Raw genomic sequence first — 20699 nt, 5'->3', positions numbered from 1 at the left:
GTGGTGCGCAGACCGGTGACATGGGTGGCGGCGATCGTGCTCTGTGGGGAGGCGATAGGGGTCGCGTTCCTCAACTGGTTCCTCGGCGTGGTCGTCGATCGCCAGAACGTGTCCGTGGCGGGGCTCGACTCCGACCTGATGTCGACGTCGTCGAAGATCGGCGGGCTGGTCTTCGGGCTCTACTTCGCGGCGTGCGCCGTGGCGGCCCTGCTGGTCGCGCTCCGGCAGCGTCCCCCGGGCATTCTCGGGCGTGTCCTGCTGATCAGCGCCGCCGTGGTGCACGCGCTGCTCGGCGCGTTCACGGTGGGTCTGGTGGGCTGGGGCGCCTTCACGTTCATGATGGTCGTCCTCGCGCTGATCGTGTTCACCCTCCTGGCGTACGAGCGCCGGGAGACCGGCCCGGTCGACGCCGCACCGGCGAACGGCGGGAACGGAGACGGTACGGGGAGTGCCGACGCCGGGATCGCCGACACCGGGAGTGCCGACGCGGGGAGCGCCGACCCGGAGGACAGTGTCGCCTCGGGGCGTGTCGACCTGGGGAAGGGTGCCGACGCGAAGGGCGTCGGCGAAGGGGAGGCCGCGGTCACGACGCCGCCCGCCCCCGCGGCCTCCTGACCGTTCCCTCGGTCACCTGGTCGCCCGGTCCCTCGGTCGTTCCCTCGGTCACCCGGCCGCCCTCCGGGCGCGGCCGGGGTTTCGCGTTGCCTGCCCGCTGCCCGCTGCCCGCTGCCCGCTGCCCGCTGCCCGCTGCCCGTGGCCCCGGGGCGCCCTGCCCCTGCCCGTTCGCCTGGCGCAGGGCTGCTCACGGCTCTCGGGGCGTCCACAACTCCGTGATGCCGACGCCCAGTTCGGCGAGGAGTCTGCGTACCAGCGGCAGCGAGATGCCGATGACGTTGCCGTGGTCGCCGTCGATGCCCTCGATGAAGGGAGCCGAACGGCCGTCGAGGGTGAACGCGCCCGCCACATGGAGGGGTTCGCCCGAGGCGACGTACGCGGCGATCTCCGCGTCGGTCGGCTCGCCGAAGCGGACCACGGTCGAGGCGGTGGCGGACTCCCACCGCTTCTGCGTCGTGTCCCAGACGCAGTGGCCCGTCTGCAGGGTGCCCGCACGGCCGCGCATGGCCTTCCAGCGCGCGGTGGCCTCCTCGGCGTCCGCGGGCTTGCCGAGTGCCTCGCCGTCCAGGTCGAGTACCGAGTCGCAGCCGATCACCAGCGCGCCCTGGACCTCGGGCCGGGCGGCCACGACGGACGCCTTGGCCTCGGCCAGCGCGAGGGCGAGCTCCGCGGGCGTGGGTGCGGTGACGGCGTCCTCGTCCACCCCGCTGACGATCACCTCGGGGGTGAGTCCTGCCTGCCTCAGCAGGTTGAGCCGGGCGGGGGACTGCGAGGCGAGCACGAGACGGCGGCGCGGCTGATCGGTCATGAGATCAGGGTATCGGCGCCGGTCGGCCCGCGCCTCGGCTCCCGTACGCGTACCGCGGGCGTGGCGGGTTCGGCCGGTGCCGGCCGCCGGTCAGCGGATACCCAGCAGGATCATCGCGACCACCATGGCCAGTGCCAGGAGAACGCCCAGGCGTCGCAACATGTCCTGCATGTCGCGGAGATCCTTGGGGGGTTCGTTCTCCGGGTCGGACCACAGCATGCTCCCGATCGTGCGTCGGTGGAGCGGCGGGGCGCCTGAGTACGCGTACTCAACTTGCGCCCCCCACCGGCCGGTCCTGTGTCCCGTCGTGGACCACCAGCGGACCGAGCGGCCCGAACGTCGGCATGGCGCCCCCTCGCCCGCGGCCGTCCCGGGCAGCGCCGTCCGCCGTCCTCCAGGAGATCGCCGCGTGTCAACCGACCTTGTGACCAGCGGAGTTGTCCCGGTGAACGGTGGAGCGACGGCAGGCGGGGAGAGCGGGGCCCAGCAACTTCTAACCGGGCCAGTAACTCCGGCCCCAGGTCGTCGGGCCCGGCCGGGGGAGCCGGTGCGCGGCGATACGGGCGGGGTCGGACCAGGAGTCGCGCGGCCCGGACGCGCCGGACGGGGCGGATGCCGCCGTCGCGGCGCGCGCTCGGACCACCGCCAGTGCGGCGGCCAGTTCCTCCGGGGTCGGGTTGCCCCGTACGACCTTGATCGTCATGTCTGCTCCCAGGATCCGGGTCTGCGGGGTTCTAGAGCGGGATGTTTCCGTGCTTCTTCGGGGGCAGTGATGCTCGTTTGGTGCGGAGTTGGCGCAGGCCGCGGACGACGTGGGCGCGGGTCTGGGAGGGCATGATGACGCCGTCGATGTAGCCGCGTTCGGCCGCGGTGTAGGGGTTGAGGAGGGTGTCCTCGTATTCCTGGATGAGGCGGGCGCGGGTGGCGTCCTGGTCCTCGGCGGCGGCGATGGTGCGGCGGTGCAGGATGTTGACGGCGCCCTGGGCGCCCATGACGGCGATCTGGGCGGTGGGCCAGGCGAGGTTGAGGTCGGCGCCCAGGTGTTTGGAGCCCATGACGTCGTAGGCGCCGCCGAAGGCCTTGCGGGTGATGATGGTGATCAGGGGGACGGTGGCCTCGGCGTAGGCGTAGATGAGTTTGGCGCCGCGGCGGATGATGCCGGTGTGTTCCTGGTCGACGCCGGGGAGGAAGCCGGGGACGTCGACGAAGGTCAGGACGGGCACGTTGAAGGCGTCGCAGGTGCGGACGAAGCGGGCGGCCTTCTCGCTGGCGTCGATGTCGAGGCAGCCGGCGAACTGCATCGGCTGGTTGGCGACGATGCCGACCGGGTGGCCCTCGACGCGGCCGAAGCCGGTGAGGATGTTGGGTGCGAACAGGGCCTGGGTCTCGAAGAACTCGGCGTCGTCCAGGACGTGTTCGATGACGGTGTGCATGTCGTAGGGCTGGTTCGCGCTGTCCGGCACGATGGTGTCCAGTTCGCGGTCCTCGTCGGTGAGGGCGAGGTCCGCCTCCTCCGTGAACACCGGGGGTTCGCTGAGGTTGTTGGACGGCAGGTAGGAGAGGAGCTGTTTGACGTACTCGATGGCGTCTTTTTCGTCGCCGGCCATGTGGTGGGCGACGCCGGAGACGGCGTTGTGGGTGCGGGCGCCGCCCAGTTCCTCGAAGCCGACGTCCTCGCCGGTGACGGTCTTGATGACGTCGGGGCCGGTGATGAACATGTGTGAGGTCTGGTCGACCATGACCGTGAAGTCGGTGATGGCCGGGGAGTAGACGGCGCCGCCCGCGCAGGGGCCGACGACCAGGCTGATCTGCGGGATGACGCCGGAGGCGTGGGTGTTGCGGCGGAAGATCTCGCCGTACATGCCGAGCGCGCTGACGCCTTCCTGGATGCGGGCGCCGCCGGAGTCGTTGATGCCGATGACCGGGCAGCCGGTCTTGAGCGCGAAGTCCATCGCCTTCATGATCTTCTGGCCGAAGACCTCGCCGAGGGCGCCGCCGAACACGGTGAAGTCCTGGGAGAACACGGCGATGGGGCGGCCGTCGACGGTGCCGTAGCCGGTGACCACGCCGTCGCCGTAGGGGCGGTTGTTCTCCAGGCCGAAGTCGGTCGAGCGGTGCCGCGCGAACTCGTCGAACTCGACGAAGGAGCCCTCGTCCATCAGCAGCTCGATGCGCTCACGAGCCGTCAGCTTGCCCTTGGCGTGCTGCTTTTCGACGGCGCGCTCCGAGCCGGCGTGCGTCGCCTCCTGGATACGGCGCTGCAGATCCGCGAGCTTGCCCGCGGTCGTGTGGATGTCGGGGTGTTGCAGCTCTTCCGGCTCGGACATCGGGGTGCGGCTCCCTGCCTGCTAAGGGGACATGAGGGTGAGGTGCTCAGAAGGGGGGCTTGCTACTCATCCGTAGCGTAGTGGCGTGCCTACCGATCGGCAGTGCGGCGTTTACCACACCTAGGCTGGGTTGCATGACGCCGCGAGATGCAGCAGACGCGAACGACAATCGGTGGTCCGACCTGGACCGTCCGCCCCTGAACGGGGCCGCCCTGCGACGGGCACTGGTCGCACCGGACGACAGCCTCTGGTGCGACGTCGAGGTGGTGCAGCGCACCGGGTCGACCAACACCGATCTGGTCGGCATCGTCAACAGCGAACGGGGGGCCGACGAGGGTGCCGTCCTCGTCGCCGAGGAACAGAACGCCGGGCGCGGCCGGCTGGACCGCCAGTGGACGGCACCGGCCCGCTCCGGCCTCTTCTTCTCCGTCGTCCTGAAGCCCACCGGCGTTCCCGTCCAACGCTGGGGCTGGCTGCCGCTGCTCACCGGGGTCGCCGTCGCGACGGCGCTCTCGCGCTCCGCCGGGGTCGACACGGCACTCAAATGGCCCAACGACCTGCTGGTCACCGTGGACGGCGAGGAACGCAAGACCGGCGGCATCCTCGCCGAGCGGGCGGGCACCGACGCGGTCGTGGTCGGTATCGGCATCAACGTCTCGCTACGTGCCGACGAGCTGCCCGTACCCGGCGCCGGATCACTGGCCCTGGCGGGCGCGGTGTCCACGGACCGTGACACCGTGCTGCGGGCCGTGTTGCGCTCACTCGAACAGTGGTACGGGCGCTGGCGCGACGCGGCCGGCGATCCCGTCGCGTCCGGTCTCCAGGAGACGTACGCGGCCGGGTGCGCGACGCTCGGGCGCACGGTGCGGGCGGAACTGCCCGGAGGCCGGTCGATCGTCGGGGAGGCGGTGGCCGTGGACGGCGACGGGCGGCTCGTCATCGCGACGCAGGACGGCGTGCAGGAGCCGGTGGGGGCCGGGGACGTGGTGCATCTGCGAGCGGTCTGACGGAACGGGTCCGTGAGCCGTACGAGGGGACGGAGCGGAGGCGGTGCGACGGCACGCGGCGGGGCCGGTGGCAGCCCCCGGCGCCGTCCCCGGCCGGCGTCCCGCCATCGGGAGTGAGCCAGCGCACACCTGCCGTAGAGTTGAGCGCGGTCGATACCTGACCACGGCAGATCGGAAGGGCAGCAGGAGTGACCGTCGACGACACCGGCTCCGGTACGGGCGCGCACCCCGCCCCCGACGGCGAGCCGGGCCGTACCGCCGGGCCGGTCACGGACGCGACACCCGCACGGGCCGCCGCGGACGGCGACGCCCGGCAGAACGCCCGTCCCGGTGCCGGGACCGGCACCCGCCCGGAGGACCGTTTGGACCACCGCCCGGAAGACCGCTCGGACGCGGGAACCGGCATCCACAGGGACGACCACTTGGACGTGGGGAGCGACATCCGCAGGGAAGACCACCGGGACGACCGCACGGGCGGCCCCGCCGGCGCACGGCCGGACGTCCGGCCCGACGCGCGGCACGAGGCGAACGGCCGGGTGGACCCGCAGGCCGAACCGGACTCCGACGACGACCCGCTCGCGCTGCGCCTGGAGGGGCTCATCCTCGGCGCCGAGCGGCGCTACACCCCGTTCCAGGCCGCCCGCAGCGCGGGCGTCTCCATGGAGCTGGCCTCCCGCTTCTGGCGGGCGATGGGCTTCGCGGACATCGGCCAGGCGAAGGCGCTGACCGAGGCGGACGTACTGGCGCTGCGCCGCCTCGCCGGTCTCGTCGAGGCGGGCCTGCTGAGCGAGGCCATGGCCGTCCAGGTCGCCCGGTCCACCGGGCAGACCACCGCCCGTCTGGCCGAGTGGCAGATCGATTCCTTCCTGGAGGGCCTGACCGAGCCCCCGGAACCGGGGATGACCCGCACCGAGGTGACGTACCCCCTGATGGAACTGCTCCTGCCCGAACTGGAGGAGTTCCTCGTCTACGTCTGGCGCCGCCAGCTCGCCGCCGCCACCGGCCGGGTCGTGCAGGCCGCTGACGACGACGAGATGGTCGACCGCCGGCTCGCCGTGGGCTTCGCCGACCTGGTCGGCTTCACCCGGCTGACCCGCCGCATGGAGGAAGAGGAGCTCGGCGAACTCGTCGAGGCCTTCGAGACCACCGCGGCGGACCTGGTGGCGGCCCACGGGGGTCGGCTCATCAAGACCCTGGGCGACGAGGTGCTCTACTCCGCGGACGACGCCGGTGTCGCCGCCGAGATCGCGCTGCGGCTCATCGAGACGATGGCGAACGACGAGACGATGCCCGAGCTGCGCGTAGGCATCGCCTTCGGCACGGTCACCACCCGGATGGGCGATGTGTTCGGTACGACCGTGAACCTGGCGAGCCGTCTCACGTCGATAGCGCCGCGCGACGCCGTGCTCGTCGACGGCGCCTTCGCGGAGGAGCTGACCCGCACCGGCGACGCCCCCGCCTCCGAGGCGGAAGCCGCCGAGGCCGCGGCGGCGGCGGAGAAGGAGGGCGAGGAACCCCCCTCGTACCGTTTCGCGCTCCAGCCGATGTGGCAGCGGCCCGTCCGTGGACTCGGTGTCATCGAACCGTGGCTGCTGGCCCGCCGGGCCGACGACACGTAGCACGTCACACCGGCCGGGCCGAGAGGACCGAACCGGGCCACGGCGCGTCCCGCCGCGAGGCCCCCGGCCCGGCGCTCAGCCCGGCGACGCCCGGCTCGGCGGTGCCCGGTCCGGTGATGCCCGGTCCGGTGATGCCCGGTCCGGTGGGCCCGGTCAGCGGCTTCGGTACGGCCGCCGGGCGCCTCGCGGGAGTCATCCTTCATGGCCCGGCGACAGCAGTCCGTTCACGCAGATCCCCACGATCGGGACGCACACGTTCGGCGGCTGGTGGGGCGGGGCCGGTGGCGGGGCCGTCGGGGTCGCGGACGCGGTGTGCCGCGGGGCCGTGGTGGTGGGGACGGCCGTCGGTGTCGATCGCGGCGGCGGTGGGGTCGTCATGGGAGCCGTGGGAATGCCCGTCGTACGCGGTGCGGTGGTGACGGGGGCTTCGCCGCGGGCCGCCGGGATCGTGGCGGTGGGCGTCGGGAACGATGCCGGGACCCGGCTCGTGTCCGAGGTGGGCGCCGGGCTGGTCCCGCCCATCGCGGCGCTCGCCGGTGCGGCCCCGGGCCGTGTGGGCGAGGGCATGGCCTCGACGGTGGGGGCGGCGTCGCCCGCGGCGTCGGTGTCCGTGGCCGTCGCGACCGGCTCCGCCTCGGCGTTCCCCCCGGCCCCGGTCACCGACTCCGGTGTCATCCGGGCCAGGCTCAGCACGCCCGCGGCGAGCGCGAGTCCTCCCACGGCGAAGAGCACCCGGCGCGGCCGGGGTCTGCGGTGCCGCCCCCGGACGGAACGGAGCCGGACGGGTGCGGACTCGTTGTCACCGGGCGCGGCGGCGGACCGGCGCCGACCGGCCGACCCCGTCCCCTGCACCGCCCCCGGCTTCGGCGCCGCTCCAGCTCCCGTCCCCGTCTCCAGCGCCGGGGACGGAACGATCCCTCGCCTCCGACCAGCGACATTCGCCTCACTCCCGGCCCCCTGAGCGCCCGCCGCGCCCCCGTCTCCCCGCGCCCACACCCCGACCCCACCGCCGGACACCCGCGTACCCGCCGGGGTCCCGGTCCGGCCCGCACGAACGCCCGCGGCGGTCCCGGCCGCGGGTGCGTGAGCGGCTGCCGGGGTCACGGTTCGGCGCGCCCGCGTGCCCGTCGCAGCACCCGGCGCGGGTGCCCGGGTGGCTGGCGCGGTGCCGGTGCCCGGTCCGTGAGCGGCCGCGGTGGTTGCGGTCCGGCGCGTCGGCGCGGGGGTCGGGCCTTCGGCGGGGGGCGTCTGGACCCCCGCCGCCGGGGTCACGGTCGGGAGTGTCCGCGTGGCCGCGGTGGCGCCGGTCGCGGGTGCCTGCGCGGCTGCCGGGCTCACGGTTCCGCGCGGCTGCGTGGCCGCACCGGTGTCCGTCGCGGGTGCCGGGGTTCCGGTCGTGGGCTCGGCTGCGCGGGTACGAGTGTCCGCCGTGGTCAGGGTCGCGTGCGCCCGCCTGGCGGCTGCGCCCGTCTCCGGTGCCCGGGTGTCCGCCTCGGACCCGGCATCGCGTGCCCGCCTGCCACCCGCGGTTCCTGATGCCGGCACCCCGGGTGTGGTGGCCCAGACCTTCGCGGCCCTCATCGGCATGGTCCCGGCGGTGAAGGAGTCGGCGGCCATGGAGACGGGCTCGGTGCCGTCGGTCGCCGCGGCCCGCCGCTCCGGGGCCCCCGTCCTGGTCCCGGCCTTCCCGGTGCCGGGGTCGGCCGCCGCGGGTGCCGGTGTCGGCACGGCGTTCCTCGTCGTGGCGTCGAACGGCGCGGGGGCGGACATCGCCCTGCTGAGCGGGGTGACACGGATCCACCGGTCGTCCACGGGTGCGGTGCCTGCCGTCGGCGCCGCGGCGGGGGTCCCGGCCGGCGTGGCGCCGGACCGCGGAGGGCCCACCGTCGGACGGGTTGCGTCCGGGCCCGACGGTGCGGCCGAGCCGGACCGCGACGGGCCGGCGGGCGAGGGAGCCTCGGGCAGCCTCTGGGCCGGCGGTCGCGTGAGTACAGGTCGCGGACCCGGCCGGGTACTGGTGGCCTGCGGTGTTTCGCGGTTCGTCATGGTCGTCCCTCCCCGGTGTGCCGGTGTCCCGAATGCGCTGCGGCGGTGCGCAGGTTATGCGCGGTATGGGGGCAGGCAAACAGAGTTGGGCGGGATGTCACTCGAACGAGGAAGTACGCGACGGTGCGGCGCGAGGGGCGGGTTTCGCCGGACGGCCTCGGCTGCGATGATCGGGGCGTCGATTGTTAACCCGCGTTAACCGGGAGGGTGTCATGGCGCAGCAAGGGGCGGAGCGAGCCGCGGAGCAGGGGTCCGGGCAGGGGGCGGAACAGGGGACGGCGCCCGGCGAGCGGAGGTTCGGCGAGTTCGTCGCCGTACGGCGGCACGGTTACGTGGCCGAGCTCGTCCTCGACCGGCCCAAGGCCATGAACGCCGTGTCCACGGACATGGCGCGTTCGATCGCCGGTGCCTGCGACGCCCTCGCCGCCGACCGGGACGTACGCGTGGTCGTGCTCACCTCCACGCACGAGCGGGCCTTCTGCGTCGGCGCCGACCTGAAGGAGCGCAACTCCTTCACCGACGCCGAGCTGATGCGCCAGCGGCCGGTCGCCCGGGCCGCGTACACCGGTGTCCTGGAACTGCCGATGCCGACCGTCGCCGCCGTTCACGGCTTCGCGCTGGGCGGTGGGTTCGAACTGGCGCTGTCCTGCGACCTGATCGTGGCCGACCGTACGGCGGTCGTCGGACTGCCCGAGGTGTCCGTCGGTGTCATTCCCGGAGGCGGCGGAACCCAGTTGCTGCCCCGCCGGGTCGGTGCCGCGCGCGCGGCCGAGCTCATCTTCTCGGCGCGCCGTCTGGAGGCGCCCGAGGCGCGGGAGTTGGGGCTGGTGGACGAGCTGGTGGAGGCGGGGCGGGACCGGACGGAGGCGCTCGCGCTCGCCGCCCGCATCGCCGCGAACTCCCCGGTCGGACTGCGTGCCGCCAAGCGCGCCCTGCGCCTCGGCCATGGACTCGACCTGCGTGCCGGCCTGGATGTCGAGGACGCGGCCTGGCGGTCCGTCGCCTTCTCCGGGGACCGCGCCGAGGGAGTCGCCGCGTTCAACGAGAAGCGCAAGCCGGAGTGGCCGGGGGAGTAGCCCCCACGACGCATCGCCCTCGGCCCGCTCCCGAGGCCGACGCCGCCCCGGAGGCGCGCTTCGCCGCCGAGGCCCGTTCCGATACCCCCAGGTGGGTCCGGTACCCCCGGCCGTTCCGGCATCCCGGTCCGCTCCGGTACCCCGGTCCGGCCCTCGCGGCCCGGACCCCTGTTCGCCCTGCCAATGTCTCAAATGTGCGCAAATATCCCTAGCCTGGGGTGATGGGCGAGGACAGTCGGCTGAGGGCCGTGGTGACGCTGGCGCAGGGGATGGCGGCGGCGCACACCCCGCGGGAGTCGTGGCGGGCCGCGGCGCTCGGCGCGTGTCACGCGCTGGCCGGGAGTTTCGCCGCGCTCTCCGTGTGGGAGCGCGAGCTCGGCCGGCTGCGGGTGCTCGCCAACGTGGGCGACCGTGCTCCGGACGAGGACGAGTTCCCGGACGGTGAGGCCTATCCGGTCCACCAGTTCCCGGAGATCACCGAGTTCCTGCACGAACGGTGGGCGGGTGGCGGCGAGCCCAACGCCTGGGTCGAGACCGCCGACGGCCCGGCGGCCGGACCCGCCGGGTACTGCCACCAGCGCGTCGCCGCACTGCGCAGACGCGGGCGGGGCTGCTGCGTCGTCGCGCCGATCGTGCTGCACGGCCGGGCCTGGGGCGAGCTCTATGTGGCCCGTCCGGCCGGTGTCCCCGTCTTCGACCGGGCCGACGCCGACTTCGCGACCGTCCTCGCCTCCGTCGTCGCCGCCGGGATCGCCCAGACCGAGCGCTTGGAGGAGGCCCGGCGCCTCGCCTACACCGACGCCCTGACCGGACTCGCCAACCGCCGCGCCGTGGACGTACGTCTCGACGAGGCGATCGAGCGGCACAAGGAGAACGGGGCGGTGGTCAGCCTCGTCGTCTGCGACCTCAACGGGCTCAAGCGCGTCAACGACACCCGGGGGCACGCCGTCGGCGACCGGCTCCTCGAACGGTTCGGATCGGTGCTCTCGCTGTGCGGGGCGATGCTCCCGGGCACCCTCGCCGCGCGGCTCGGCGGCGACGAGTTCTGTCTGCTGGCGGTGGGCCCGACGGCGGACGAGGTGGTCCGTATCGCCGACGAACTCTGCTGCCGCGCCGCCGAGTTGGAGTTCGGAGAGGGGGTGGCGTGCGGGGTCGCCTCGACCGAGGACCCGATCGGACCCGTACGGTCGGCGCGCCGGCTGTTCCGGCTGGCGGACGCGGCCCAGTACCGCGCGAAGGCCGTCCGGGCCGCGAAGCCCGTGGTCGCCGGGCGCGAGGGCCCCGACGATCCCGTCGTCCGCCTCGCGGACGCGCCCGCACCCACGGCGGGCGAGCGCCGCAGGTTCCGCGGGCGGCACGACCGGCCCCCTACGTGACGAAGGCGAAGGAGTCACCGGCCCGGCCCGGTACGTGATGACGGCACGACCGGCCCCGCGCGTGCGGCGAAACCCGCGTCCGCTGTGACGTACGCCGGGGTAAGGGGTCAACCGGCCACCCGCTAGTGACATCATCGAATTCACTGCGTACGCTCCTGAATATGGATATGCACACTGTGGTGGTGGGGACGTCCGGAGTGACCGCGTCCGACGTTCTCGCCGTGGCGCGCGAAGGCGCCCGGATCGAGCTCTCCGCCGAGGCGGTGGCGGCCCTCGCCGCCGCCCGCGAGATCGTGGACGCGCTGGCCGCGAAGCCGGAGCCCGTCTACGGCGTCTCCACCGGCTTCGGCGCCCTGGCGAGCCGGCACATCAGTCCGGAACTGCGCGCCCAACTGCAGCGCAACATCGTCCGCTCGCACGCCGCCGGGATGGGCCCGCACGTCGAGCGCGAGGTCGTCCGCGCGCTGATGTTCCTGCGGCTCAAGACCGTCTGCTCCGGCCACACCGGCGTACGGCCCGAGGTCGCGCAGACCATGGCGGACATCCTGAACGCGGGCATCACCCCGGTCGTCCACGAGTACGGCTCGCTCGGCTGCTCCGGCGACCTGGCGCCGCTGTCCCACTGCGCCCTGACCCTGATGGGCGAGGGCGACGCCGAGGGCCCCGACGGTGTCGTCCGGCCGGCCGGTGAACTCCTCGCCGCCCACGGCATCGCCCCCGTCGAGCTGCGCGAGAAGGAGGGCCTCGCCCTCCTCAACGGCACCGACGGCATGCTCGGCATGCTGGTCATGGCCCTCGCCGACCTGGAGACGCTCTACAAGTCGGCCGACGTCACCGCCGCGCTCTCCCTCGAAGCGCTGCTCGGCACGGACAAGGTCCTCGCCCCCGAGCTGCACGCCATCCGCCCGCACCCCGGCCAGGGTGCCAGCGCCGCCAACATGCTGGCCGTACTGAAGGGTTCGGAGCTCACCGGACACCACCAGGACGGTGCCCCGCGCGTCCAGGACGCCTACTCCGTGCGCTGCGCCCCGCAGGTCGCCGGCGCGGGCCGGGACACCCTCGCGCACGCCCGTACGGTCGCCGAGCGCGAGCTGGCCTCCGCCGTCGACAACCCGGTCGTGCTGCCCGACGGCCGCGTCGAGTCGAACGGCAACTTCCACGGCGCCCCGGTCGCCTACGTCCTCGACTTCCTCGCCATCGCCGCCGCCGACCTCGGCTCGATCGCCGAGCGCCGTACCGACCGGCTGCTCGACAAGAACCGCTCGCACGGCCTGCCGCCGTTCCTCGCGGACGACGCCGGCGTCGACTCGGGTCTGATGATCGCCCAGTACACGCAGGCCGCACTGGTCAGCGAGATGAAGCGGCTGGCCGTACCGGCGTCCGCGGACTCCATCCCCTCCTCCGCCATGCAGGAGGACCACGTCTCCATGGGCTGGTCGGCCGCGCGCAAGCTGCGCACCGCCGTGGACAACCTGACCCGCATCGTGGCGATCGAGCTGTACGCGGCCACGCGCGCGATCGAGCTGCGCGAGGGTCTGACCCCCGCCCCCGCGTCGCAGGCGGTCATCGGGGCCGTCCGCGCGGCCGGCGTTCAGGGCCCCGGCCCCGACCGCTTCCTCGCCCCCGACCTGGCCGCGGCGGACGCGTTCGTGCGCGCGGGCGGCGTGGTGGCAGCGGTGGAGCCGGTGACCGGTCCGCTCGCCTAGCACCTGCGCCGATGGCGTTCCGTCGTACGTGGGCCGGGTGTGTCCCGGCCCACGTGGCTCGCCTCGCACCGTCGCCTCAGCGTGTGCTACTGTCTCATTGATACGTTTTTGGTACCCATTTACTTTGTGCGCCTGATCGGAATCCTCCGCAGGCGCGTTTTGTTTTACCGGCATCTCCGGCATTACCCGGTGCATCTCCGGATGGGGGCCCACTACCTGTTCAGGAGAACAACATGGCTACTGGCACCGTGAAGTGGTTCAACTCGGAAAAGGGCTTCGGCTTCATCGAGCAGGACGGCGGCGGCCCCGACGTCTTCGCCCACTACTCGAACATCGCCAGCTCCGGCTTCCGTGAGCTCGTCGAGGGCCAGAAGGTCTCCTTCGAGGTCACGCAGGGCCAGAAGGGCCTGCAGGCGGAGAACATCCTCCCCGCCTAGTTCGAGGCGCGCTTTTCCAGAGCCGGGTCCCGCCCCTTCGGGTGCGGGTCCCGGCTCAGCGCTGTGACAGCTCATGCAGTCGGTGAGCGCTGTGTGTGCAGTCCGTGGGGCCCAGGAAGGAAATCCAGATCCAGCATGACTCGATCCGAACGTCCCGTCCGTAAGCGGCCGGCAAACGCACGCGCCGCACAGACCGGCGGCTCCGCGAAGAGCGCAGGCCGGGGTGCCGGCCGAGGTGGCGCCACCCGCAAGGTCACGCCGCCGCAGGAGTTCTCCCTGCCCGAGACCGTCACGCCCGCGCTGCCCGCCGTCGAGTCCTTCGACGCGCTGGACATGCCGGCCGCGCTGACGAAGACCCTCGCGGCCCAGGGTGTCACCGATCCCTTCCCGATCCAGGGCGCCACGCTGCCCAACTCCCTCGCCGGGCGCGATGTGCTCGGCCGCGGACGCACCGGCTCCGGCAAGACGCTCGCCTTCGGGCTCGCGCTCCTCGCCCGCACCGCCGGCCGCCGTGCCGAGCCGCGGCACCCGCTCGCCCTGGTCCTCGTCCCCACGCGTGAACTCGCCCAGCAGGTCGACGACGCGATCACGCCGTACGCCACCGCCGTCAACCTGCGCGTGGCCACGGCCGTCGGCGGGATGTCGATCGGCCGGCAGTCCGGTTCGCTGCGCCGCGGCGTCGAGGTGCTCGTGGCGACTCCCGGACGGCTCAAGGACCTCATCGAGCGGGGCGACTGCGCCCTCGGCCAGGTCGCGATCACCGTGCTGGACGAGGCCGACCAGATGGCCGACATGGGCTTCATGCCGCAGGTCACCGCGCTGCTCAAGCAGGTCGAGCCGGGCGGCCAGCGGCTGCTCTTCTCGGCCACGCTCGACAAGAACATCGACAAACTCGTCAAGATGTTCCTCACCGACCCCGTGGTGCACTCCGTCGACCCGTCCGCGGGCGCGGTGACGACCATGGAGCACCACGTGCTGCACGTCGCCGACGAGACCGACAAGAAGGCCGTCGCCACGCGGATCGCCGCCCGTGACGGCCGGGTGATCCTCTTCGTCGACACCAAGCGCGGCGCCGACCGCTTCACCAAGCGGCTGCTCGCCAGCGGTGTCCGGGCCTCCGCCCTGCACGGCGGGCGCAGCCAGCCGCAGCGCAACCGCACCCTCGACCAGTTCAAGAACGGTCAGGTCACCGCGCTCGTCGCCACCAACGTGGCGGCCCGCGGCATCCACATCGACGACCTCGACCTCGTGGTCAACGTCGACCCGCCGACCGACCACAAGGACTACCTCCACCGCGGCGGCCGCACCGCCCGCGCCGGAGAGTCCGGCAGCGTCGTCACCCTCGTGCTCCCCGAGCAGAAGCGTGAGATGACGCGCCTGATGGCGGACGCCGGCATCACGCCGCGCACCGCCCGGGTCAAGTCCAGCGACGAGGAACTCGCCCGTCTCACCGGCGCCCGCGAGCCCTCCGGGGTCCCGGTCGTCATCGAGGTCCCGCAGCAGGCCGAGCAGCCGAAGCAGCGGCCCAAGGCGCGCCGTGCTCCCACCGGGGGCGGCGCCAGGCGGCCTTCGGTCGCGGGCGGCGGCACGGGCACGCGCTCGGGCGCCGGGTCGGACGGCCAGGGCGGCCGGCAGCGCGGCGGACGTCCGGGCACGGGCGGCGCGACCGGCGGCGGTGCCACCGGGCGCCGCGGCACGGGCGCCGGCGGAGCCTCCGAGGGCCGTCGTACGGAAGCGGGCGGCAGCGCCGGCCGTCGTACGGAGTCCGGCGGTGGCACGAGCCGTCGTACGGACGCCGGTGGCGGCGCCGGTCGTCGCGGTGAAGCCGGTGGCGGCGCGGGCGCGGGTCGCTCCGGTGGACGCGGGCGTGCTCCGCAGCGCGGCGGACAGAACGGCGGACAGAACGGCGGCCAGAGCGGTGGCGGCCGCAGGGCCGCCTGACCTGACCGGATCCGTTCGGCTTCGCCGCGGCCCCGTGTCCCCTCAGGGGCACGGGGCCGCGGCATGTCCAGCCCGGCCGCGACCGGGCACTCACTGCTCTGCGGCCCGCCTGGCCCCGGGCCGCGAGCGGTCACTCACTGCTCAGCGGCATGCCCGGTTCCCGGCGGGCGACCGGGGTACTCACGAACCGGGCCTCGCGGGACGGGAGTTCAGGCGTCCGCGGGCGGGAGTTCAGACGTCGCCCAGGAATCCCGGGTCCACGCCGTCCAGTTTGAGGGCGAAATCCCGGTGCAGTGTGAGGATTTGGTCGAGCGGCACCGCACGGCGGCTCGTCGACATGAGGTCGCGCCGGGCCTCGGCCGACCACAGGAACGGCACCACCGACAGCCCCTGCGTACCCGTCAGCGCGCCGGACTCCGCCCGCCAGCCGGGCCACCGCAGCGTGTCGTAGAAGTGGTCCGTGCCCTCGCTGAGGAGCCACTGGAGCCATGCCCCGTGCCCCACTTCGAGCGCCTCCCACTTCAGTGAGTCCGGCGCGAAGTACACGACCTCGCCGGGATGTCCGGGGCGCCCCACCGACTCGGGGTCGGCGCCGTTGAGCACGAACACCCCGCCCAGCACGTCGTGGCCGACGACGAGTCCGCCGTCCCGGGGGCGCCAGTCCGGATCGAACCGCTCGGGGAACCCGTTGACCTCGGCCAGCGAGGGAAGGTCCGTCGAACCGCCCGGGAGAGCCGTCGGCAGGTCCTCGGCCGGACTGCCGTAGATCCGCAGCCATCCGCTGTCCAGCACCACGCCACCGCATTCGAGCACCATCCCGCCCAGCCAGGACCGTGCGGTGACCTGCAGTTGGAGCAGGCTCGCGAGGCCCAGTCCGGAGTCCGCCGGAAGGACCTCCATGGACACCCCGCTGGCGGCGAGCGCCTTGGACAGCAGGGGCCAGGCCGGTTCCTCGACGTCGGTCAGCTCACTCAGCTCTCGCATGGCTTCCCTGGGGGTTGTCCGGAGCGCGGTCGATGCGCTCAGTAGCCAATCATGCGCTCACGGCGCACGGAATAGGTCACGAATCCGGCACCGAGGCCGAGGAAGAGCGTGCCGCCGACGAGATACGGCGTCGTGTCCACGGCGCCGGTGTCGGCGAGCCGGGTCCCCGCGTCGCCGGACAACGTGCGCGGACCGGTGTCCGGCGACTGCGTGGAGACAGGTGTCGGGGCGGTGACGGTCGGTGCGGACGTCGGCGCCGTCCCGCTCGGAGTGGGTACGTCCTGGGTCGCGTTGGCGGACGGGACGAACCACAGGGCACCCAGGAGGGTCCCCGCTGCGGTGGCGGTCAGCAACGATCGACGTGCGGCGGACACGAAATATCGATCCCCTTGTGACGCTGGCGAATTGGCCGTGTGGGGCGATGCTAATGAAAGGCGCGGGTCGTGGGAAAGTCGCGCATCCCAGGGGCCGTACGCTCCCTCCCATGACTACCCCTGAGACATCACAGTTTGTCCGGCTTCGCGTCGAACTCGTGCTGGAGATCGACGACGCCGACGCCGTGACCAAGGCGGCACTGCGCCGGATCGGCGACGACGCGGACATGCCGGCCGAGGAACGGGCGCACGCAGAGGGCGCGGTGACGGAAGACACGGCCGAGGCTCTCGCCTATCTCGTCGACCCGTTCGACCTGGTCAGCGAGGTGCCGGGGATCGAACTCGCCCAGGCGTCCTGGAGCAGCGAGCCCGTTGACTACGATCCCGATTCGCCGGAATGGGACCTCGACGAGGATGATGCTGGCGAGGACGACGAGGAAGACGTGCGCGGCTGACGCGATTCGGGGCGAGTGCGGCCCCGGTCGGCAACCGCCGTCCGGGGTTTCTCGTCTCCGATGACGCACCGGTCACCTTCACGACCCGTCCGTCCGCGTGTCCCGGCGTGGTGTGGGCCACACTTCCGCGTGAAGTGGAACGGGGCGAACCGGTTGCGGCGTTGAGTGTAGTTACGGGCGTCCTGATGGTCCTTTTGGGATTCGGCAACGATGGAGAAGCGTGTGATGACGGACAGTAAGCGGCGCAAGCGTCTGATGACCGCGTCCGCACTGCTCGGCGGGGTGCTGGTGCTCTCTGCGTGCAGCGGAGGCGGAGGCAAGGCCGGCGCGTCGGACGCCGGCGACCCCACGTCGCAGGCCAAGGTCGACGAGGCGGCGGCCAAGAAGACCTCCGAGGCCCAGATCAGGATCACGCCCAAGGACGGCTCCGACAACGCCTCGATCAACAACGGCACCGCGGTCACGGTGAGCAAGGGCTCGCTCACGTCCGTCACGATGAAGACCGCGACCGGCACCGCCGTCGCCGGTCAGATATCGGCGGACAAGAAGAGCTGGAAGCCCCTCACCCGGCTGGACCGCGCCACCACGTACAAGATCGCGGCCGAGGCCGCCGACTCCGCGGGCCGCACCGCCCACGAGAACGCGTCGTTCACCACGGTCTCCCCGGCCAACAGCTTCATCGGCAACTTCACGCCGGAGGACGGTTCCACCGTCGGTGTCGGCATGCCGGTCTCGATCAACTTCGACAAGGCGATCACCGACAAGGCCGCGGTGCAGAAGGGGATCACCGTCTCCTCCAGCAGCGGCCAGGAGGTCGTGGGGCACTGGTTCAACGCCAACCGCCTGGACTTCCGCCCCGAGAACTACTGGACCGGCGGCTCCACCGTCACGCTCAAGCTGAACCTCGACGGTGTCCAGGGCGCGAACGGCGTCTACGGCGTGCAGCAGAAGACGGTCACCTTCAAGATCGGCCGCAACCAGGTCTCCGTCGTCGACGCCCAGACCAAGACGATGAAGGTCACCCAGGACGGCAAGGTCGTCAAGACCATCCCGATCTCCGCGGGTGCTCCCGACCACACCACGTACCAGGGCCAGATGGTGATCTCCGAGAAGTTCAAGGAGACCCGGATGGACGGCTCGACCGTCGGCTTCACGAACGACGACGGCAAGGGCGAGTACGACATCAAGGACGTGCCGCACGCGATGCGTCTGTCGAACTCGGGCACCTTCATCCACGGCAACTACTGGGGCGCGAAGTCCATCTTCGGCTCCGTGAACACCAGCCACGGCTGTGTCGGTCTGTCCGACACCAAGGGTGCCAACGACGCCGGCACGCCCGCCGCGTGGTTCTTCGACCACTCGCTGGTCGGTGACGTCGTCGTCGTCAAGAACACCGGCGACAAGACCGTCGCCCCGGACAACGGCCTCAACGGCTGGAACCTGAACTGGGCGGCCTGGAAGGCCGGTTCGGCCGTCTGAGGCCGATCCACCACCTGACGCCGATGCGGCGGCGGCCCCCACGGGCCGCCGCCGCATCGGCGTTTCTCAAAGATTTCCTGGCCCGGCCACAGCCTTCTCATCGTTCTCTTATTTCGGCCTTATGGCTTCATCACATGCTGTACCTACCTTGCGGCCATGTTCTTCACCTACCTGAGGCGCGAACTGCGCCGCCGCAGAAAGGCGGCCCTCGTCGTCGCCTCCGGGCTCGCCCTGGGCATCGCCCTGGTCATCGTGGTCAGCTCCGTGTCCTCGGGCATGGAGAAGGCCCAGGGCAAGGTCCTCCAGTCGCTGTACGGGCTGGGGACCGACATGACGGTCACCAAGGCCGCCGCGCCGGCGACCAGCACCAGCCAGGGACCGCGCTTCAACTTCGACGCGCGGGACAGTGGTTCCGACAAGGACCAGAGCAGCGACCGCGTCATGGTCCAGGGATTCCAGACCCTGGCCTCCTCGACCGTCGCCAGGGTCCACTCCCAGAACGGCGTCGCGGACGCCGTCGGCGGACTGAGCCTCCGGGTCATCCGGATCAACGGCCAGTTCACCCGCGGTCAGTTCCAGCAGAACCCCAACAGCGGCACCGGGCAGCGCGGCCGGGGCGGCGCGCAGCCGTCGCCGCAGGGCACCGTCAAGGGCGGCGGCGCCAACTTCGACGTCAACAACTACTCGGTCTTCGGCACCGACGTCACCAAGCCCGCCCTGGGCCCGCTGACCTCGTCGAAGATCACCAGCGGTCGTACGTTCAAGACCTCCGAGACGAACGCCAAGGTCGTCGTCGCCGACAAGTCGTACGCCAAGGAGAAGAAGCTCAAGCTCGGTGGCACCGTCACCATCAAGAGCGTCAAGTACAAGATCGTCGGCATCGCGACACCCGACAGCGGTGACGCGGCGGCCAACCTCTACATCCCGCTCCAGCAGGCGCAGACGCTCAGCGACTCCAAGAACAAGGTCACCACGATCTACGTCAAGGCGTCGGACTCGCAGCAGATCTCCGGCGTCAAGAGCACCATCCAGAAGAACATCTCTGGTACGACGGTCACCACCTCCGCGGACCTCGCGAAGACCGTCTCCGGTTCCCTGTCCACCGCCTCCAACCTCGCCTCGAACGTGGGCAAGTGGCTGTCGATCGCGGTGCTCGTGGCCGCGTTCCTGGTCGCCGGTCTGCTCACCTCCTCCGCCGTCTCCCGCAGGGTGCGCGAGTTCGGCACCCTCAAGGCGCTCGGCTGGAAGTCGAGCCGGGTGACCCGCCAGGTGGTCGGCGAGGCCATCGTCAACGGCCTGGTCGGCGGCGTCCTCGGCATCGCCCTCGGGCTCGCGGGCGCCTACGTCGTCACCGAGATCAGCCCCAACCTCCAGGCACAGCTCGGGAGCACGGGCGGTGGCCAGGGCGGCGGCCCCGGCGGTGGCGGCGGCTTCGGCGGTCCGGGGCGGCAGACCGCCTCCAAGGCCCTCGACGTCGTGCTCACCGCACCCGTGAGCGTCAACACCATCGCCGTCGCGGTCGGTCTGGCCGTCGCCGGTGGTCTGATCGCCGGTGCCTTCGGCGGCTGGCGTGCGTCCAGGCTGCGTCCCGCGGACGCCCTGCGCCGCGTCGAATAAGCCCCGCCCCTTACGTACTTACGTATCCCAGGAGTTGCACCATGTACGAACTCAGAGGCGTCACCAAGCGCTACAAGCGGGGCAAGGAAACGATCGACGCGCTCGACGGGGTCGACCTGACCATCGGGGACGGCGACCGGCTCGTCATCCAGGGCCCCACCGGCGGAGGCAAGTCCACGCTTCTCCAGATGCTCGGCGGGCTCGACCGTCCCACCCTGGGCAGTGTCGAACTCGACGGCACGGACATGGCGAAGCTGTCCGAGGCCAGACTCACCAAGGTACGCAGTGAGAACATCGGCTTCGTCTTCCAGAGCTTCAACCTGATCCCCACGCTCACCGCCCAGGAGAACGTGGAGACCGCGCTCGTACCGCTGCGGGTGAAGGCGAAGGAGCGGCGCGAACGGGCCGCCGCGGCGCTGGAGTCCGTGGGGCTCGCCGAGCGGCTCGGGCACCTGCCCGCCGAACTGTCCGGCGGCCAGCAGCAGCGTGTGGCGATCGCCCGCGCCCTGGTCAAGCAGCCCAAGGTACTGCTGGCCGACGAGCCCACCGGAAACCTCGACGAGTCCATGCGCGACGAGATCATGGACGTACTCGAAGCCATGTGGAAGGAGCACGGGCTGACCTTCATCATGGTCACGCACGACTCCTCGATCGCGAAGAAGGCCCCGCGCGTCGCGACCATCCGCAAGGGAAAGATCACCGTCAAGGAGAACGCCGGAGCGTAGCCGGGACGGATCCGTCACCGCGGTCCCTGAGGGCGGCGGGGGAGACGGTTCAGTGAGCCCGCGGTGAACGGCCGCCGGAAGAAGCGCTTCCGGCGGCCGTTCGTGCT

20 protein-coding genes are annotated in these 20699 nt (G+C 72.1%); 12 read left to right on the top strand and 8 right to left on the bottom strand.

Annotated elements, in window-relative coordinates:
• On the top strand, positions 1-615 hold the full coding sequence (locus OHT01_RS15670; protein ID WP_328553779.1) for a hypothetical protein: 615 nt from the start codon (positions 1-3) through the stop codon (positions 613-615).
• A gap of 187 nt (positions 616-802) precedes the next feature.
• On the opposite strand, the gene OHT01_RS15665 is transcribed toward OHT01_RS15670, so the two are convergent.
• From OHT01_RS15665 to OHT01_RS15650, 4 genes are all read right to left on the bottom strand, one after another.
• Positions 803-1423, bottom strand: a complete 621-nt coding sequence (locus OHT01_RS15665; protein WP_328553778.1) for a Maf family protein — start codon at positions 1421-1423, stop codon at positions 803-805.
• 90 nt (positions 1424-1513) lie between these two features.
• Positions 1514-1642 (bottom strand): morphogenic membrane protein MmpB, encoded by a 129-nt coding sequence (mmpB, locus tag OHT01_RS15660; protein ID WP_328553777.1) that lies wholly within the window; start codon positions 1640-1642, stop codon positions 1514-1516.
• Positions 1643-1916: 274 nt separating this feature from the next.
• On the bottom strand, positions 1917-2126 hold the full coding sequence (locus OHT01_RS15655) for an acyl-CoA carboxylase epsilon subunit (protein ID WP_328553776.1): 210 nt from the start codon (positions 2124-2126) through the stop codon (positions 1917-1919).
• 31 nt (positions 2127-2157) lie between these two features.
• Positions 2158-3750 (bottom strand): acyl-CoA carboxylase subunit beta, encoded by a 1593-nt coding sequence (locus OHT01_RS15650; RefSeq protein WP_328553775.1) that lies wholly within the window; start codon positions 3748-3750, stop codon positions 2158-2160.
• 134 nt (positions 3751-3884) lie between these two features.
• Between OHT01_RS15650 and OHT01_RS15645 the strand changes: the two genes are divergently transcribed.
• Both OHT01_RS15645 and OHT01_RS15640 read left to right on the top strand, forming a co-directional pair.
• Positions 3885-4757, top strand: coding sequence for a biotin--[acetyl-CoA-carboxylase] ligase (locus OHT01_RS15645; protein ID WP_328553774.1), 873 nt, complete (start codon positions 3885-3887; stop codon positions 4755-4757).
• Between the two features lie 536 nt (positions 4758-5293).
• The gene (locus OHT01_RS15640; protein WP_328558132.1) at positions 5294-6376 is read left to right on the top strand and encodes an adenylate/guanylate cyclase domain-containing protein; all 1083 of its coding nucleotides are present in this window, start codon (positions 5294-5296) and stop codon (positions 6374-6376) included.
• Between the two features lie 4 nt (positions 6377-6380).
• Here OHT01_RS15640 and OHT01_RS15635 read toward each other — a convergent pair whose 3' ends face one another.
• Both OHT01_RS15635 and OHT01_RS15630 read right to left on the bottom strand, forming a co-directional pair.
• Positions 6381-6572, bottom strand: a complete 192-nt coding sequence (locus OHT01_RS15635; protein WP_328553773.1) for a hypothetical protein — start codon at positions 6570-6572, stop codon at positions 6381-6383.
• Positions 6569-7096, bottom strand: coding sequence for a hypothetical protein (locus tag OHT01_RS15630; RefSeq protein ID WP_328553772.1), 528 nt, complete (start codon positions 7094-7096; stop codon positions 6569-6571). Before OHT01_RS15630 ends, OHT01_RS15635 begins: the two co-directional genes overlap by 4 nt.
• A gap of 1538 nt (positions 7097-8634) precedes the next feature.
• Between OHT01_RS15630 and OHT01_RS15625 the strand changes: the two genes are divergently transcribed.
• The 5 genes from OHT01_RS15625 (at position 8635) to OHT01_RS15605 (ending at position 14958) form a co-directional block, all read left to right on the top strand.
• A complete protein-coding gene (locus tag OHT01_RS15625; RefSeq protein WP_328553771.1) occupies positions 8635-9498 on the top strand; it encodes an enoyl-CoA hydratase/isomerase family protein in 864 nt (287 codons plus the stop codon).
• Between the two features lie 221 nt (positions 9499-9719).
• The gene (locus OHT01_RS15620) at positions 9720-10874 is read left to right on the top strand and encodes a GGDEF domain-containing protein (RefSeq protein ID WP_328553770.1); all 1155 of its coding nucleotides are present in this window, start codon (positions 9720-9722) and stop codon (positions 10872-10874) included.
• Positions 10875-11041: 167 nt separating this feature from the next.
• Positions 11042-12580 (top strand): histidine ammonia-lyase, encoded by a 1539-nt coding sequence (gene hutH, locus OHT01_RS15615; RefSeq protein ID WP_328558131.1) that lies wholly within the window; start codon positions 11042-11044, stop codon positions 12578-12580.
• Positions 12581-12813: 233 nt separating this feature from the next.
• Positions 12814-13017 carry a cold-shock protein gene (locus tag OHT01_RS15610; protein WP_261702157.1) on the top strand — a complete coding sequence of 68 codons (204 nt, stop codon included), beginning with the start codon at positions 12814-12816 and terminating at the stop codon, positions 13015-13017.
• 135 nt (positions 13018-13152) lie between these two features.
• Positions 13153-14958 (top strand): DEAD/DEAH box helicase, encoded by a 1806-nt coding sequence (locus OHT01_RS15605; protein WP_328553769.1) that lies wholly within the window; start codon positions 13153-13155, stop codon positions 14956-14958.
• 231 nt (positions 14959-15189) lie between these two features.
• On the opposite strand, the gene OHT01_RS15600 is transcribed toward OHT01_RS15605, so the two are convergent.
• The gene (locus tag OHT01_RS15600; protein ID WP_328553768.1) at positions 15190-15942 is read right to left on the bottom strand and encodes a DUF2625 family protein; all 753 of its coding nucleotides are present in this window, start codon (positions 15940-15942) and stop codon (positions 15190-15192) included.
• A gap of 38 nt (positions 15943-15980) precedes the next feature.
• Positions 15981-16316, bottom strand: a complete 336-nt coding sequence (locus OHT01_RS15595; protein WP_328553767.1) for a hypothetical protein — start codon at positions 16314-16316, stop codon at positions 15981-15983.
• A 110-nt stretch (positions 16317-16426) separates the two neighbouring features.
• Between OHT01_RS15595 and OHT01_RS15590 the strand changes: the two genes are divergently transcribed.
• The 4 genes from OHT01_RS15590 (at position 16427) to OHT01_RS15575 (ending at position 20592) form a co-directional block, all read left to right on the top strand.
• Positions 16427-16771, top strand: a complete 345-nt coding sequence (locus tag OHT01_RS15590; protein WP_328553766.1) for a hypothetical protein — start codon at positions 16427-16429, stop codon at positions 16769-16771.
• 210 nt (positions 16772-16981) lie between these two features.
• Positions 16982-18250 (top strand): L,D-transpeptidase, encoded by a 1269-nt coding sequence (locus tag OHT01_RS15585; protein ID WP_328553765.1) that lies wholly within the window; start codon positions 16982-16984, stop codon positions 18248-18250.
• Positions 18251-18406: 156 nt separating this feature from the next.
• Positions 18407-19867: an ABC transporter permease gene (locus tag OHT01_RS15580; RefSeq protein WP_328553764.1), complete on the top strand. Its 1461-nt coding sequence runs from the start codon at positions 18407-18409 to the stop codon at positions 19865-19867.
• Between the two features lie 41 nt (positions 19868-19908).
• Complete coding sequence (locus OHT01_RS15575; protein ID WP_328553763.1) at positions 19909-20592, top strand: ABC transporter ATP-binding protein; 684 nt, start codon at positions 19909-19911, stop codon at positions 20590-20592.
• Positions 20593-20699: the final 107 nt, after the last annotated feature.

The sequence above is a fragment of the Streptomyces sp. NBC_00358 genome (assembly GCF_036099295.1).
Classification (GTDB): Bacteria; Actinomycetota; Actinomycetes; order Streptomycetales; family Streptomycetaceae; genus Streptomyces.
The sequence above is the reverse complement of the archived record's forward strand: the minus strand, read 5'-3'. Positions and strand labels throughout refer to the sequence as shown.